At 73.9% G+C, this 15,475-nt stretch carries 10 protein-coding genes; 3 read left to right on the top strand and 7 right to left on the bottom strand.

The annotated features are described in order from the left end of the window. Positions 1-18 precede the first annotated feature (18 nt). The 5 genes from ACTVZO_RS19130 to ACTVZO_RS19110 form a co-directional block, all read right to left on the bottom strand. Positions 19-1,575 (bottom strand): phage tail sheath family protein, encoded by a 1,557-nt coding sequence (locus tag ACTVZO_RS19130; protein WP_443299552.1) that lies wholly within the window; start codon positions 1,573-1,575, stop codon positions 19-21. A gap of 180 nt (positions 1,576-1,755) precedes the next feature. Then, the gene (locus ACTVZO_RS19125; RefSeq protein WP_443299551.1) at positions 1,756-3,921 is read right to left on the bottom strand and encodes an ATP-binding protein; all 2,166 of its coding nucleotides are present in this window, start codon (positions 3,919-3,921) and stop codon (positions 1,756-1,758) included. Further along, complete coding sequence (locus ACTVZO_RS19120; RefSeq protein ID WP_443299550.1) at positions 3,918-4,622, bottom strand: DUF4255 domain-containing protein; 705 nt, start codon at positions 4,620-4,622, stop codon at positions 3,918-3,920. The genes ACTVZO_RS19125 and ACTVZO_RS19120 overlap by 4 nt, the downstream gene beginning before the upstream one ends. Continuing rightward, on the bottom strand, positions 4,619-7,771 hold the full coding sequence (locus ACTVZO_RS19115; RefSeq protein ID WP_443299549.1) for a hypothetical protein: 3,153 nt from the start codon (positions 7,769-7,771) through the stop codon (positions 4,619-4,621). The genes ACTVZO_RS19120 and ACTVZO_RS19115 overlap by 4 nt, the downstream gene beginning before the upstream one ends. 155 nt (positions 7,772-7,926) lie before the next feature. Continuing rightward, positions 7,927-8,598 carry a LuxR C-terminal-related transcriptional regulator gene (locus ACTVZO_RS19110; protein ID WP_443299548.1) on the bottom strand — a complete coding sequence of 224 codons (672 nt, stop codon included), beginning with the start codon at positions 8,596-8,598 and terminating at the stop codon, positions 7,927-7,929. 168 nt (positions 8,599-8,766) lie between these two features. Between ACTVZO_RS19110 and ACTVZO_RS19105 the strand changes: the two genes are divergently transcribed. Then, on the top strand, positions 8,767-10,131 hold the full coding sequence (locus ACTVZO_RS19105; protein WP_443299547.1) for a COG1470 family protein: 1,365 nt from the start codon (positions 8,767-8,769) through the stop codon (positions 10,129-10,131). Positions 10,132-10,350: 219 nt separating this feature from the next. On the opposite strand, the gene ACTVZO_RS19100 is transcribed toward ACTVZO_RS19105, so the two are convergent. Both ACTVZO_RS19100 and ACTVZO_RS19095 read right to left on the bottom strand, forming a co-directional pair. Next, a complete protein-coding gene (locus ACTVZO_RS19100) occupies positions 10,351-12,414 on the bottom strand; it encodes an eCIS core domain-containing protein (protein WP_443299546.1) in 2,064 nt (687 codons plus the stop codon). Positions 12,415-12,660: 246 nt separating this feature from the next. Further along, positions 12,661-13,098: a hypothetical protein gene (locus ACTVZO_RS19095; protein ID WP_030161262.1), complete on the bottom strand. Its 438-nt coding sequence runs from the start codon at positions 13,096-13,098 to the stop codon at positions 12,661-12,663. Between the two features lie 304 nt (positions 13,099-13,402). Between ACTVZO_RS19095 and hemL the strand changes: the two genes are divergently transcribed. Both hemL and ACTVZO_RS19085 read left to right on the top strand, forming a co-directional pair. Next, entirely contained in the window at positions 13,403-14,725 is a 1,323-nt protein-coding gene (gene hemL / locus ACTVZO_RS19090; RefSeq protein ID WP_443299545.1) for a glutamate-1-semialdehyde 2,1-aminomutase, read from the top strand. Continuing rightward, positions 14,722-15,402, top strand: coding sequence for a histidine phosphatase family protein (locus ACTVZO_RS19085; RefSeq protein ID WP_443299544.1), 681 nt, complete (start codon positions 14,722-14,724; stop codon positions 15,400-15,402). The genes hemL and ACTVZO_RS19085 overlap by 4 nt, the downstream gene beginning before the upstream one ends. The last annotated feature ends 73 nt before the right edge of the window (positions 15,403-15,475 follow it).

Raw genomic sequence — 15,475 nt, 5'->3', positions numbered from 1 at the left:
CCTTGCTGCCCCGGAGGGTCACTCGTCGACGAGACTGGTGCTGTCGGAGAACTGGGCCAGCCGGAACACCACGAACTCGGCGGGCTTCACCGGCGAGACGCCGATCTCGCAGACCACGCGGCCCTGGTCGATCGACTCCTGCGGGTTGTTGTCCCGGTCGCACTTGACGTAGAACGCCTCGGCCGCCGTGCGGCCGAACAGCGCGCCGCGGCGCCACTCCTCGGTGAGGAAGGCGGTGACGTTGCGCCGGATGCTCGACCACAGCCGGTCGTCGTTCGGCTCGAAGACCACCCACTGGGTGCCCAGGAGGATGGACTCCTCCAGGTAGTTGAAGAGGCGGCGCACGTTCAGGTAGCGCCAGGCCGGGTCGGAGGACAGGGTGCGGGCGCCCCAGATCCGGATGCCCCGGCCGGGGAAGGCCCGTACGCAGTTCACGCCGATCGGGTTGAGCAGGTCCTGCTCGCCCTTGCTCAGGCGCAGTTCCAGGTCGACCGCGCCGCGGATCACCTCGTTGGCGGGGGCCTTGTGCACACCGCGTTCGGCGTCGCTGCGCGCCCACACGCCGGCGATGTGGCCGCTCGGCGGGACGGTGGTGTTGCGGCCGGCGGCCGGGTCGAAGACCCGCACCCACGGGTAGTAGAGGGTGGCGTAGCGCGAGTCGTAACCGGCCTCGTCGTTGCGCCAGTTGCGCACCTGCTGCGCGGAGAGCCCGGGCGGGGTGTCCAGGACGGCCACGCGGTCGCCCATCTGCTCGCAGTGCGAGATCACCGCGAGCTGCACGGTGCGGACGCCCTCGGAGTCGATGTCGCCGCGCTGGTAGGCGCTCATCAGGTCCGGGACCGCGACCATGGTGATCTCGTCGATGGTCTCCAGGCCGGCGAACCCGGTGCGGGCGGCCGCGTCGCCGACGTACTCCGCCGGGTCGAGGCGGGCCACGCCGCCCTGGCCGGTGGTGGCGGGTGCGGCGGGGGCGTCGGCCAGGGCCACGGTCTGGGCGGCGGGCCGGGTCTGGGTGGCGCCGCGCTGCTCGGTGACCTCGATCAGCTTCGAGGCGCGGGCCTGGGTGACGAGGTAGCCCTTGACGTTCTTGCGGGCGGACACCTCGTAGCTCTCGGCCACCTGCTCGCCCTGGCGGACCACGAGCTTGAAGCGGTCCTCGGGCGGGTTCTCGCCGTCCGCGGCGGCGATCTCCACGGAGACGCCGGTGACGCCCGGCCGGGCCGAGAGCAGGAAGCCGCCGAGCTCGGCGGGCTCCACCGCGCGGGGCTGGGGGCGTCCGCCGGCGGCGGCCGGAGCGGAGGCGTCCTGGGCCGATCCGCCGATGCGGACGACGTACGCGGCGCCGCCGCCGTTGGCGAAGTACCCGTAGACGGCGTGGGGCAGGTAGGTGCCCTCGGTGAAGCCGCCGAAGTGCTGGCTGTACTGGTCCCAGCTGGTGACCAGGGTGGGCTCGTGGAACGGGCCGCTCTGGGCGAACCCGACGAACGCGGCGACGGCGGTGCCGACCCCTTCGATCGGGCGAGCACCGGACTGCACCTCCTCCACGTACACGCCCGGGGTGAGGTACGTCGGCATGCTCGCTCCTTCGGTCTTCAATTCACGTCGTTCCGTGATCAGTTCTGTGCACAGCCTTTACGGCTGCCGCCGCCGGTGGCAGAGACCTGCGGACCTGGCCGGGGGCAAGCGCGCTGCCCTCGTGGTCGCCGCCGCCGGACCTGCCAGGCAGCGGGCCCGGCCGGTCCGGTGCCGCCCGGCTCAGAACTGCGTGACCTGGCCCACGTACGGTCCGAACTCGCTCTCCAGGAGCAGCCGTCCGAGCTTGCGGTACTCCTGGGCGACGGCCTTCACGACCTGGGGCATGGTCAGCGGCTCACCCGCGTCGGCCGCGAAGTAGGCGGCGGTGACCGCGCAGGCCCGGATCGATCCCCCGGCCAGCTCGAACCGGTCGGCGCAGAAGGCGAGATCGAGGTCTCCGGCCCGGGGCAGCCGGTCGCCCAGGCACCGCTCCCACAGGGCCAGCCGCTGGGCCGCGTCGGGCACCGGGAAGTCCGCGACCACGTCCAGGCGGCGGGTGAACGCCTCGTCGAGGTTGGCCCGCAGATTGGTCGTCAGGATGGCGATGCCGTCGAAGGACTCCATCCGCTGGAGCAGATACGCCGACTCCATGTTGGCGTGCTTGTCGTGGGAGTCCTTGACCTCCGAGCGCTTGCCGAAGATCGCGTCGGCCTCGTCGAACAGCAGGACCGCGTTGACCGCCGAGGCCTCGGTGAAGATCCGCTCCAGGTTCTTCTCGGTCTCGCCGACGTACTTGTCGACGACCGTCGACAGGTCCACCACGTACAGGTCCATGCCCAGGTCGGCCGCGACGACCTCGGCGGACATGGTCTTGCCGGTGCCGGAGGAGCCCGCGAACAGGGCGATCACCCCGCGCCCGCGTCCGCCGCCGGGCCGCATGCCCCACTGGCCGAGCACCTGGTCGCGGTGGCGGGCACGGACCGCGAGTTCGCGCAGGCTGCGGTGGGTGGGGGCGGGCAGCACCAGGTCGTCCCAGCCCACCGCGGGCTCCACGCGGCGGGCGAGCCGGGCGAGCCCCGCGCCGTTCTGGGCCCGTACGGCGGCGCGCAGGTCCTCGGGGGAGACCGGGCGGCCGTCGAGCGCTGCCGTACGGACGGCGGTGCCGGCGGCGCGGCGCAGCTGTCCCGCGTCGAGCCGGTGCGCGGACACGGACCGGGCGAGGGCGTCGGCGTCGCCCGCCGCCGCCGCCCCTGCCCCTGCCCCCGCCCCTGCCCCCGCCCCCGTCGTGCCGTGGCCGTCGGCGGCCCGCTCCAGCGCGAGCCGCCAGCGGACGACCTGCCGGTCGGGGGCGGGGGAGGCCACCGTCAGCGTGACGGGGGTGTCGGCCGCCCAGGCCGGTTCCCAGCCGCTCGTTCCGTAGGTGAACAGGGGGATGCCGCGCAGCTCCGTGCACAGCGTGCGCAGGACGCGGGCCCGTTCGTCGGGCTTGTCGGGCAGGTCCTCCACCGGTCCGAGCAGTACGCCGGCCCCCGTGAGGCGGGCCTCGCGGGCGGTGGCGCGGGCCAGTTCGGGCACGGCGCGGGCGTGGTGGGCGAGCGCGGCGGCGTCCAGGGCGAGGGGGGCCGGCCCGTTCGCGCGCAGCGCGGCGGCGGCGAGGCCGACGGGGTCGCCGCCGCGGGTCCGCAGGTGGACGTGGCCGGTGCCGCCGGCCGCTGCGGCGGCGGCCCGGTGCAGCTCGGCCGGGTCGACGGCCGGGTCCTCGGTGGCCTCGCCGAGTACGTCGGCCAGCCGCGGGTCGGGTGAGGCGTCGCCCAGCAGGTGGGCGGTGACCCGGTCGGGGACGGCCAGCACCCGGGACAGGGGCGGCCGTTCGGGCTCGGTCACCTCCAGCAGGCCGCCCGCGAGGAGCGGGGCGGTGGGGGAGAGCCGGAACCGTGCGGCCGCGGATCCGGTGCGGCCGCACAGTTCGAGGGCGAGGCCGACGGTGGGCCGGCGGCGGGTCAGGTCGTCGTTGAGGTAGCCGTAGAGCTGTTCGAAGCGGGCGTCGAGGTCCGGCGCCAGGGCGACCAGGAGCAGGTCGAGGTCGAGCGGGGCCAGCGCGAAGCGCGTTGCGAGGATCCCGAGCGGCGAGCCGGGCGGCGGGTCGGCCGGGCCGGCCGGGCCGAGCGCGGGCAGGCCGTGGCCCTGCCGCGCGTCCAGGATGCGGGCGGCGGCGTCGGGGGTGAGGTACTGGCCCCGGTAGGGGTCGTCGGGGTCGGGATCGACGGCGCGCCGGGCCGCCACGGCCCGGCGCACGCGCTCCTCGACGACCCGGAGCCGCTCCCAGAGGTACGGGACGGGGGCCTCGGCCGGAGCCGTCGCCCCGGCCGTCGCCTCGGTCGGGGTCGGGGTGAGCGTGTGGGTCATGGCTGGCGTTCTCCTCGGCGGCGGCGCGCGGGCGCGTTCGGCCGCTGCCGGGAGCCGCCGAAGCCCTCCGGGCCCGGTTCGCCCAGCTCGGCGTAGCGCAGCCGGCGCGCGCCCTCGGTTCCGTCCGGCTCGGCCTGCGGCACGGACCGTACGAGGAGCCCCTCGGTGACCGGCGGGGACGCGACCTTGCTGATGCCCGCCAGCGGTGCCTTCACGCGCAGGCCCAGGGACGGCTTCAGCTCGCCGCCCAGCGCCGACCACACGTCGGAGGCTGCCGGGGCGTCCATGCCGGTGCCCCCCGCGTCCACGTCCACGAGCAGTCCGAGTTCGGCGAGCGTGCCGCCGAGCAGGTGCTGGGGCAGCGTGTCGGTGGACACGAGGCAGGCCAGCACCTGGGAGAGCAGCCGGTGTTCGTCCTGCGGCCGGCTCGCCCACGCGGTGACCAGATACGTCAGATCGAACCAGCGGGGCGGTGTGCGGCGCGCGACGACGAAGCCGTCGGCGTCGTACACCTCGCCCGCGCCGCTGCCGCGCCGGGTGTGGTCCTCGCGGATGTCGTACAGGAACACGCAGACCGTGGGCGCACTGCGGCGCGCCGCCCAGTCGCGCGTCGGCGCGTCGAAGACCACCTCGACGCCCGACGCCTCCAGGCCGGACTCCGCCAGCAGCCGGCGCAGTCCTTCGTCGACCTCGTGGATCACCGGCGGGTCACCTCGTCCGGCGGCTGCACCGTACCGCTGACCACGAGGAAGTCGGTCTGCACCGGTGAGAATCCGGGGCCGCTCGCGGTGATGATCCGGGGTCCGGTCTGGTCCTTGGCGAGGATGAGCAGCTGGCCGGTGAACGTGCCGTCGGGCTGGGGGACGGTCGGCGCGGCCGCCGCCGTGATGCCCGGCTTCCACGCGAACCGCACCGGCACGCCCGGCGGGAAGTCCTCGCCGCGCACCGAGGTGACGAAGCCGGGCTTGCCGATCGGCGGCACGGCGACGATCCGCGGCTGGAGGATGCGCAGCTGCTGCTCGGCGGTGTTGTCGCCGGGGTCGGCGTCGGTGCCGGTGGTGGTGAGGCTGCCGGTCACCCGGCCGGTGAGGGCCTTGTCGGGGTTCAGGACGACCTGGAGGACGGTCCGGGCGCCCGGTGCCAGGTCCGGCAGGGCGCACAGCCAGTTCTGGTCGCAGCCCGGCGGCGGCCCGCCGTTGGGCAGGCCCGCGGGCAGGCCGATGCGCAGCCGCAGGCCGGTGGCCAGGGCGCCCCGACCGTTGGCGACGGTGTACGTGACGACGACGCGGCCGCCCACGTAGCCGGGGTTGGGCTGCGCCGTGACGCGGACCCCGGGACCGGCCGCGGGCGCCGGCGGCTCGGGCTGCGGCGTCGGCACCGGCGGGGCGGGGGTCGGGGCCGGCGGGGCCGGGGTGGGCGTCGGGGGTACGGGGGCCGCGCGGACGGGCACCACGGTCCGGTCGTTGTTGTCGCTGGGGCGGGGGTCGAGCACGGTGCCGGTGACCGACCAGCCGATGGTCTGGTCTCCGGGGGTGAGGCCGGTGAGGGTGGCGGTGACCGGGACGGTGGTGCCGGGGCGGACCACGCCCAGGGTGCAGGTCAGCGCCGCCACCTCGCAGGTGGCGCCGGGTGCGGTGAGTCCGGTGACGCCGACGCCGAGCGGGGGTGCGATCGTCAGCCGGGTCCCGGGCGAGGCCGCCGGTCCGTGGTTGACGACGTCGACCCGCAGGGTGGCGGAGCCGCCGACGGTGAGCGGCGCGGCCTTGTCCGGTGCCCGGACGGCGAGGTCCACGGACTGCTGCACGCTCGGTTCCTTCTGGCGGCCCGGCAGGCCGGTGACGAGCAGGTTGTGGGCGCCGGTGGCCACGTCGACGTGCTTCAGCTTCTCCGGGCTGTTGACGGCCCGGGAGCCGCGGGCGCTGAGCACCAGGCTCTTGCCGTCGGCGGTCCAGGCGGCGTCGCGGGGCTGGAACGGCCCCTTGTCCGGGGGCTCGGGCAGTTCCCGGCCGCAGGCGCCCGGGACGTCGCGGGCGGCATCGGGCAGCAGCACCCGGCAGGCCCCGCCCGCCGCGGAGGCGAGCAGGATCCCGCTGCGCTCGTCGACGCGGCCGCCGCCGTTCTTGCGGTTGAAGGCGATGGTGGCGCCGTCCGGGGAGAACGCCGGGCTGTCGTCGATGACCTCGCAGGCGCCGAAGCAGACGCCGGCGCTGAGGTCGCGCTGCTGGTGCAGGCGGTCCACGGGCACGGTCCAGACGTGCTTGTTGCCGCCATGGCCGTTGATCACGAGGTTGCGGGTGAAGGCCAGTGTGGTGCCGTCGGAGGACCAGGTGGGCTGGGCGTCGCCGCCCCGCGGCTGGCCGGCGGGCGGGGTGATCTCGCCGCGGATCGCGCCGGTGGCGGCGTCCGCGATCAGGATGCGCGAGGGGCCCGCGGCGCCGCCGACGCCGCCGGGCGAGGTCCGGGTGAAGGCCAGGGACCTGCCGTCGGGGGAGAACGTCGGGTCGGTGTCCCAGTCCTTGGGGCCGCGGCCGGCGAGCGGCAGGGGCGCCGGCTGCGAACCGTCGGCGTCCGCGATCCAGATCCGTTCGATCCGCCCGTCGGGCGTGTCCTCGAAGCGGGTCACCACGATCCTGCGCCCGTCGGGCGTGTAGTTCTGCCGCTCGGTCCACGGGTCGGACCCGGGGGCGGGCTGGAACAGCGGGTCCTTGGCCGGGTCGGTGTTCGTGTCGGCCGCCGGGTCCTCCTTGAGGATGGTCAGGCCGAGGTCGCGGGGGTCGGAGCCGTCCATCCGGGCGTCCTGCAGGGTCACCACGCGCGGTCCGGCCGCGGAGGTGCGCTCGACCACGGTGCCGCCGCCGTCCAGCGGACCGAGCCAGGTGGGCGCGCCGACCTCGCGGTCCTCGCTGAGCACCACCTGGGGCGTGTCCGCCGCGTGCGCGGGCACCCGGAAGACGTGGTCCCAGTCGCCGACGCAGTCACAGGTGCGGTCCGGGCTGAGGAAGAGCAGTCCGTTCCCGTCGGGCAGCCAGGCTGCCCCGTGGGTACGCCAGTTCGCCTGGGCGCCCGCCAGCAGCGGGCCGCCGCCGCGTCCGTCGGTCCACCGCAGGCGGGGCCCGTCCGGTCCGGTGGCGGTGTACGCGATGACGTCGCGGTTCGCCGTGTTGTCCACCGGGTTCCACACCGGTTCGGTCGCCGTGCCGTTGGCGGGGTCGGAGACGCGGGTGGCGGCGCCGCCCCGCAGGGGGCGAGCGTAGACCTGCCGTCCGGCGGCCCGGTCCTCGTCGCTGGAGTACGCCAGACGTCCGCCGTCCGGCGAGACCGTCGGGTCCTGCTCGTTCGCGGGGGTGTCCGTCAGCCGGGTGAGGCCGGTGCCGTCGGTACGCACCAGCCACAGGTCGCGCTGGCTGCCGCCGGCCCCGGCGGTCGGCCCCGAGTCGAAGACGACCGACCGGCCGTCGGGGGTCAGCCGGGGGTTCGCCGCGTCCATGCCGCTGGTCAGGCGGTGCACCGAGCCGTCCGCGGCCCGCAGGTAGACCTGCGGGTTCCGCTCGTCGCGGCGGCTGGCGAAGACCAGCCGGTCGCCCAGCGCGGCGGGCTGCAGGTCCTGGTGCGCAGGGCCCTCCCCGAACAGGGGCGTGCTGGACGTGCCGGTCGCCACCCGCCCGAGGCTGCGGTGGCGGGTGCCCGCGTACGCCACCCGGCTGTCGCCGGCGTCCGCCGCGAGGGTACGTGCCTCGGCGTCGCCGGGGCCGGTCGCCGCCGTCACCGCGAGCAGGGGGATCACCAGCAGCAGCGACGCGCCGACTCTCCCCCAGCGGGGTCGCCGGTCGCCGGATCCACCCGTGCCCATCAGGGTCCACCTCACCGTCGGGTGCAGCATCTACGTATGACCCCGCCACCCTGCGGCCCCGCCGCCGGGTGGCGGCATGGCCGCGGGGCCGGACCCGGGGGAAGCACCGGGTGCGCTTTCGGGCAGTGGCGGGGGCAGCGGGGCGTCCCGTTCCGTCAGATCAGCCCGTTGCGCAGGGCGTACCCGACCGCGTGCGTGCGGTTGCGCAGCTGGAGCCGTGTGATGACCTCGTGCAGCACGTTCTTGACGGTCCGTTCGGAGTACGAGGTCTTGCGCGCGATCTCCGCGGTGTCCATGCCCTCCGACACCAGGCGCAGCATGTCCGCCTCGCGCGGGGTCAGGGTGGACAGGGACACGGCGCGCGGGTCGAGCGCCGAGCGCTGGAGGCTGCCGACGTGGTCGAGGAGCTTCGCGAGCAGGTCGCCGGGGAGCACTCCCTCGCCGTTGGCTATCGCCAGGACCAGCCGCAGGAGCCGGTCCTGGTCGGCCTCGGTGCGCCGGAGCACCGCGGTGACCCCGCATTCGATGGCGCGCTGGAGCGCGTCCCCGGATTCGAAGGTGCCGACCACGAGTCCGGTGCGGGTGTCGGAGTTGTGCCGCAGCCGGTACAGCAGGGAGGCCGTCTCGTCGTCGACGGTGTCCACGGTCACGAGCGAGACCTGCGCGGTGTCGGCGTCCGCGTGGTCGACGAGCGAGATCTCCGGCCGCTGGCGCAGCTGGTGGACGACCCCGACGCGCAGGATCGGGTCGGACGCGTACACGGCCACGGTGACCCGTTGGCCGGCGCCGGATGAGGGGGCGGGTCCGTTGTTGTCAGGCTGGGGCATGTGGCGTACCTGTTCCGGGAGGCGTATGTCGGCATACGGGAGGGGAGGAATGGTCAACGAGTGGGTCGCGCCGAGGAGTTGTGAGGAGCCTGCGGGGGCATCGGGGCTGCCCGGGGCCTTGCCCTCGCGCCCGTGGAAGCGGCGGAGCCGCCGCTCTAGCGTCGTGGTGTGATATCCCCAGCAGCCTCTACCAGCCCTGGCGCGCCCGGCCTCGACATCCCGGCGGTGTCGGTGATGCCCGGCGGGACCGCATCCACCAGCCTGACCGTCCGCAACGACAGCGACATCGTCGAGGCGTACCGCCTGGAGGTCGTCGGCGACTGCGCTGCGTGGACCACGGTGGAACCCGAGCGCCTCTCCCTCTACCCCGGCACCTCGGAAACGGTCACGATCCGCCTGGACCCGCCGCGTTCGTCGCAGGTGCGGGCGGGTGACATGCCGCTCGCGGTGCGCGTGCTGCCCACCGAGCAGCCCGATGCGGTGCGGGTCCCCGAGACCACCGTGCACGTCGAGGAGTTCCGGGAACTGCGCGCAGAGAGCGCTCCCAAACGCCGCCGCGGCTGGCTGCGGGGGCGCTATCGACTGGCCGTGCGCAACGAGGGCAACGCCCCCGTACGGCTCGGGTTCACGCCCGCGCAGCCGGGTGAGGAGCTGAAGTTCGACTTCGCCCCGGCGGCCCTGAAGCTGGAGCCGGGGGAGTCGGCGGAGGTGGTGCTGAAGGTCCGCACCGGCACGCCGGTGTGGTTCGGAACCCCGGTGACCTGGCCGTTCACGGTCGAGGTGGCCGAGGCCGCCGAAGGCGACGGCGAGAACGCCGGGGAGCGGGCCGAGCGTGCCGAGCGGGCCGAGCCGGACCCCGTCCGGGCCCCGCTGGAGGTGGAGTTCGTCCAGATCCCGATCTTCCCGACCTGGCTGCTCGCACTCCTGGCGGCGCTGCTCGCCCTCCTGCTCGCCTGGTTCATGCTGGTGCGCCCGGCCGTCCGCAGCACCGCCAAGGAGGCCGCCGACCAGGCGGTCCAGAACAGGCCGCCCCCCGCCGCTGACGCCGGCGGGCAGACCCCGGGCGCCGGCGGCGGAGCCCAGCCGGGCGGCGGCAAGAGCCCCCAGCCCGGGACGGGCGGTGGCGGTGCGGGCGCCGGGGCGGGAGCCGGTGCCGGGTCCGGCGGGGGCGGGGGTGGCCAGCAGAGTTCGGCCACGATCGACCTGCAGACGGCCGGCGGACAGACCAACACCGGTGCCTACACGGTGCCCGCGGGCAAGGCGTTCGGGATCACGGACATCGTCGTCGCCAACTTCCAGGGCGACGAGGGGGTGGTGACGATCAGTTTCGGCGACCGCAAGATCACGACGATCGCGCTGGAGACGTTCCGCAACCAGGACTACCACTGGGTCACCCCCATCAGCATCACCGAGAGCCAGACTGTGACCGTCCAGGTGACCTGTGCGAAGCCAGGCACCCCTGCCACCGGTCGTCAGGCGCAGGAATGCCACGAGGTGCTCAACGTGAGTGGTGTACTCAGCGACCTCAGGTGACCCGAGCGGAACAGACATACTCGGTCAGGTAGTGCGCCAGGACAAAGAGCGCCTCCCCCGTTCCGTCCGGAAATCGGTACTCCGATATCCGGCCGGATGTCCGTTCTTCGACCGTACGTTCTCATTCCAGCGGCCCCGGAGCAGTGAACTCGGGGCCGGTGGATGCCAGTTGGGCATGCAAAAAAGTTGGCTGGATCTCGACTAGGTCGGGAGCGCCGATCAGTGCGAAGCGGGCGCCGTGACCTGCTCACCGGAGGCCAGGACCACCGTGGCGCCGCTGAGGTCGACCGTGTTCGGCAGCATCGCCTGGGGCCGCAGCAGGTCCTTGAGGAGGAAGCGCATCAGATCGGGGCCGGACATCGCCTTGAGCCGGTCCGCGAGCTGCGGGTTCACCTCCCCGAGGCGCTGGATCTCCACGATGGCCCGCTCCACCAGGCCCGGCACGATGTCCCGGCCCATCAGGGTGTTGGACCGCAGCCGCTCCGAGTGGACCTGCTCCTGTTCGCCGCCGCCGTAGGTCATGGTGCTGTGCGGGTCCGACAGCGCCTGGGTCGTGGAGAACATGATCTGGCCCCTGCGGTCCGGGTCCGACTCGTTGCCCATCGCCTCCATGACCTTCTCCATGTCGAGCGCGTCGGCGCCCGCCGCCGCCCCGATGTCGAACTTGCGCACCGGCAGGTCGAATCCGGGCGAGAAGGTCTCCTCGCGGGTGCCCAGCCTGCTCTGCGTCTGCGCCGGGTCCCCGGGCTTCGCGCGCACGGTGGGGTACTCGCGCTGCGCGAAGTCGCTGAGCATCAGCCAGCCCTGGCTCATCAGGGGGGACCTGGTGAGCGGGAGCTGGATGCGGGCGGGCTCGTCGCCGCCGAACCGCGTCTCGCGGAACGGGCTGTTCTCCACCTCCAGGAAGAAGAAGACGAAGCCCTCGTTGGCCAGCACGTGCTTGTCGTAGGCCTCCGAGTTGTTCGGCGCGTCGGGGTTCGCCTTGATCAGCTCGGTCTTCGACTTCATCTGCCCCTGCGAGAGCATCGCCTCGGCCCGGGACTTGCCGGTGTAGTGGCACAGCACGCTCCGGTCGAGCGCGGCCGACAGCTTGGTCCGGACGTCGGCGACCCAGCTCCGGTCGCCCTTGCCCCCGTTGATCTCCTTGGCCATCCCGGCCCGGTTGAGCTCCGACAGCTCGCGGAAGTAGCTCGCCCCGTGCATCTGGAACGCGGCGGCGCTGTCGGCCCACTGCTCCTGCTGCCACAGCATGCCGTTCTGCGTCATCGCCTCGAACGGCGGCCGCGCCCCGTCGGGGAACTCGTTGTCGCGCACGAGCTGGTCGTTGACCAGCACCAGTTCGTCCTTGATGACCCGGAGCGCTTCCGACAGCCAGGGCTTGACGGCCGCGGCCGCGTCCTCCTCGGCCGGGGCGAACTCCTGCGTCAGGTCCGTCAGCGCCATCATGCAGTGCATGGGGTCGCGGTTGGTGTCGGCGTCGTACGCGGCGATGCCCGCCCGCACCCGCGCCACCAGGTCCTCCGAAGGCGCCGGCATGGCACGGGTCTTCGCCATGAACCGGCCGAACAGGTTGCCGCCCCGCGGCGGGTCGGCCGGCAGCGAGGTGCCGAGATCCTCGGGCCCCTTGCGCTGGACGACGGCGGGCCCGCCGGGCGCCGGCGCGTGCGCGCCGTGCTCCTCGCAGGCGGAGCGCTGCACGTCGGGGGCGGGCCCGGCCATGACCCGGCTCGCGTTGGCCTCGGCCTCCCGCTCGAAGCGGTCGCCGGGGTCGCTGACCCGCAGCCCGTGGCCCGAGTCCGTGCCCGAGACCGGCCCCTGCCGCTGCTGGATGACGTGGGTGAGCTCGTGGGCGAGGGTGTGCTTGTCCTTCCCGCCGTCCGTGACCACCACATGGCTGCCCGAGGTGTACGCCCGGGCGCCGATCTCGGCCGCGGAACGCTGGGCCAGGGGATCGGAGTGGACCCGTACGTCGGAGAAGTCGGCGCCGAGCCGGTTCTCCATCTCCTCGCGCAGGGGTGCGTCCAGGGGCCGACCGGGCGTGCGCAGCACCTGGTGCGCGGTCGCCCGCTGCACCGCCGCGTCCTCGTGCCCGTGGCCGGCGCCGTGGCCCGCCGCGAGCATGCGCGTCACCGCCGCGTTGCCCACGGACCGCTGGAGCGCCGGCAGTGCGGCCGACGCGGGAGCGGCGGGAGCCCGCTCCTCACCGGCACGTGGCGGCCGGGACGGGGCGGAGCCCTCCTTGGAGGCATCGGCCGATGCCTTGTCGCGGGCGGGGATACGCATGGGCCGTGCCTCTCGTCGGAACGCTGCGGAACGCATCCCTGCTTACCCGCCGAACGATCCCGTCCGACATGCCCGTTCGGCCACATCCGGGGGAAGAGGGGACCGCCGCGCGGGCTGTGGGACCGGAGTCACCCGGCCGCCCGCCCGGCCGGAGGCGGTGCGCCCCGATGGTCACGCGTTCCGGGAACCAGCCGGGCGACCGGCGGCAGCCCCGTGAATGGGCCGCCCCGGAGGGGGAGGGACGGGTCAGGGCCAGACCAGGCAGTACGGCTGGTGGCCGGCCTCGTGGAGGCGGTGGGAGAAGTCCTGCCACTCGTGCAGGAGCTGGTAGACGTTGAACGCGTCGCGCGGGCCGCCGCGGTCCGGGACGGTGGACCAGATGAACGCGGCCGCGCCCACCGATTCCTCGCCGATGCCGCGCAGCGGGTCCACCACCGTCATGGGGAGCTTGACCACCGCGTAGTCGGGGTGGAGGACGACCAGCTCCAGCGGGGGCACCTTGTGCAGGGGTATGCCCTCGATGCCGGTCAGGACCATCGCGGCCACCGTCTCCGGCTTGATCTTGGTGAACAGGCCGCCCATGCCGAGCTCGTCGCCGCCGAGCTCCTCGGGGCGCATCGTGACCGGGACGCGGGCCGCCGTCGCACCGTCGGGGGCGCCGAAGTACTTGTACGTCACGCCCATGCCGCGGCCCCTGGGGAGCCCGTCGGGTGCTTCCGTCGGCACCGGGACGGCGTCGGCCGCCTCCGTGGAGCGGCGGCGGTGCTTGCCCCGGCGGCGGGCTTCACGGGCCTCGCGGGCGCGCTGCGGGTCGAGGCCGTCCGTACCCTCGCCCGGTCCACCACCGCGTTGCATATCTCCACCCGACTGGTCTTGCTTGCCCCGGCCCCGCGGCCCCCGCCACGCAGCCTGATCATCATGGCAGTGACCTCCCCCGCGGCGGCGCGGTGAAACGCCCGTCCGCAAGTCTGTCGCGGCCTCTGAGACCATGGCTGGTGTGAGCTACCCGTACCCGTATGAAGCCCCAGTTTCGCAGACGCTCTTCGAGCGCGCCTCCCTCGTGACCCCCGGCGGCGTGAACTCTCCGGTGCGCGCCTTCCGAGCCGTGGGCGGTACGCCCCGGTTCATGGTGTCCGGCACCGGTCCGTACCTCACCGACGCCGACGGTCGCGAGTACGTCGACCTCGTGTGCTCGTGGGGCCCGATGATCCTCGGCCATTCCCACCCCGAGGTGATCGGGGCGGTCCAGGCGGCCGTCGCCCGCGGCACCTCCTTCGGCACGCCCGGTGAGGGCGAGGTCGCCCTCGCCGAGGAGATCGTCGCCCGCGTCGCCCCCGTCGAGCAGGTGAGGCTCGTCTCCTCCGGTACGGAGGCCACGATGTCGGCGATCCGGCTGGCGCGCGGGTTCACCGGCCGGGCCAAGGTCGTGAAGTTCGCAGGCTGCTACCACGGCCACGTGGACGCGCTGCTGGCCGCCGCCGGTTCCGGGCTCGCGACCTTCGCGCTGCCGGACACCCCCGGGGTGACGGGCGCGCAGGCCGGCGACACGATCGTGCTGCCCTACAACGACATCGAAGCGGTCCGGGCGGCCTTCGCCGCGCACCCCGGCGAGATCGCCTGTGTGATCACCGAGGCCGCGCCCGGCAACATGGGCGTCGTGACCCCGGCCGAGGGCTTCAACCAGGGGCTCGCCGACCTCTGCCGCGAGAACGGCGCCCTGTACATCTCCGACGAGGTCATGACCGGTTTCCGGACCTCCCGCGCCGGCTGGTACGGCGTGGACGGGGTCAAGCCCGACCTGATGACCTTCGGCAAGGTCATGGGCGGCGGTTTCCCGGCCGCGGCCTTCGGCGGCCGCGCCGATGTCATGGGCCACCTGGCCCCGGCCGGCCCGGTCTACCAGGCGGGCACCCTCTCCGGAAACCCGATCGCCACCGCCGCCGGCCTCGCGCAGCTGCGCCTGCTGGACGACGCCGCGTACGAGAAGGTGAACGCGGTCTCGAAGGAGATCCAGGGGCTGGTGACCGCGGCGCTCGCCAAGGAGGGCGTGGCGCACCGGGTGCAGACCGCGTCCAGCATGTTCTCGGTCTTCTTCACCGAGGACGAGGTGCGCAACTACGACGACGCCAAGAAGCAGGAGTCCTTCCGCTTCAACGGCTTCTTCCACTCGATGCTGGCGCAGGGTGTCTACCTGCCGCCGTCCGCCTTCGAGTCCTGGTTCGTGTCCACCGCCCACGACGAGCGGGCGGTCGAGCGGATCGCGGCGGCCCTGCCGGCCGCGGCCCGGGCCGCCGCGGAGGCCACCGCATGAGCAGCAGCGAGATCACCGTCGTCCACCTGGTGCGCCACGGCGAGGTGCACAACCCGGAGGGGGTCCTGTACGGGCGCCGGGACGGCTACCACCTGTCCGAGCTCGGCCGGCAGATGGCGGACCGGGTCGCCGAGCACCTGGAGAACCGGGACGTCACGTACGTGGTGTCCTCCCCGCTGGAGCGGGCCCAGGAGACGGCCGCGCCGATCGCCAAGAGCCACGGCCTGGACCTGGCCACGGACCGGCGGCTGCTGGAGGCGGAGAACGTCTTCGAGGGCAAGACCTTCGGCGTCGGCGACGGCGCGCTGCGCAAGCCCGGCAACTGGAAGCACCTGACGAACCCGTTCAAGCCCTCCTGGGGAGAGCCGTACGTCGAGCAGGTGGTCCGGATGACGAGCGCGCTGGAGGCCGCGCGCGACGCGGCCCGCGGCCACGAGGCGGTGGCGGTCAGCCACCAGCTGCCGATCTGGATCGTGCGCAGCTTCGCGGAGAAGCGCCGGCTGTGGCACGACCCGCGCCGCCGCCAGTGCACCCTCGCCTCGATGACGTCCTTCACGTACCAGGGCGACCAGCTGGTGTCGGTGGGCTACAGCGAGCCGGCCCGGGACCTGGTGCCGGCGCACCTGCTGGCCGGGGCGAAGCCGGTGAAGGGCAAGTCGAAGGCCTTCGGCGCCTGATCCACATGCTGTGACGATTCGTTACAGCTTTGCCTAAATAAATAGCAAGACGCGCGGGAATCACCGTGTCAGC

Origin of the sequence: Streptomyces sp. IBSNAI002 (genome assembly GCF_052244475.1) — a bacterium.
GTDB lineage: Bacteria > Actinomycetota > Actinomycetes > Streptomycetales > Streptomycetaceae > Streptomyces.
This window is presented reverse-complemented; position numbering and strand designations above follow the sequence as displayed.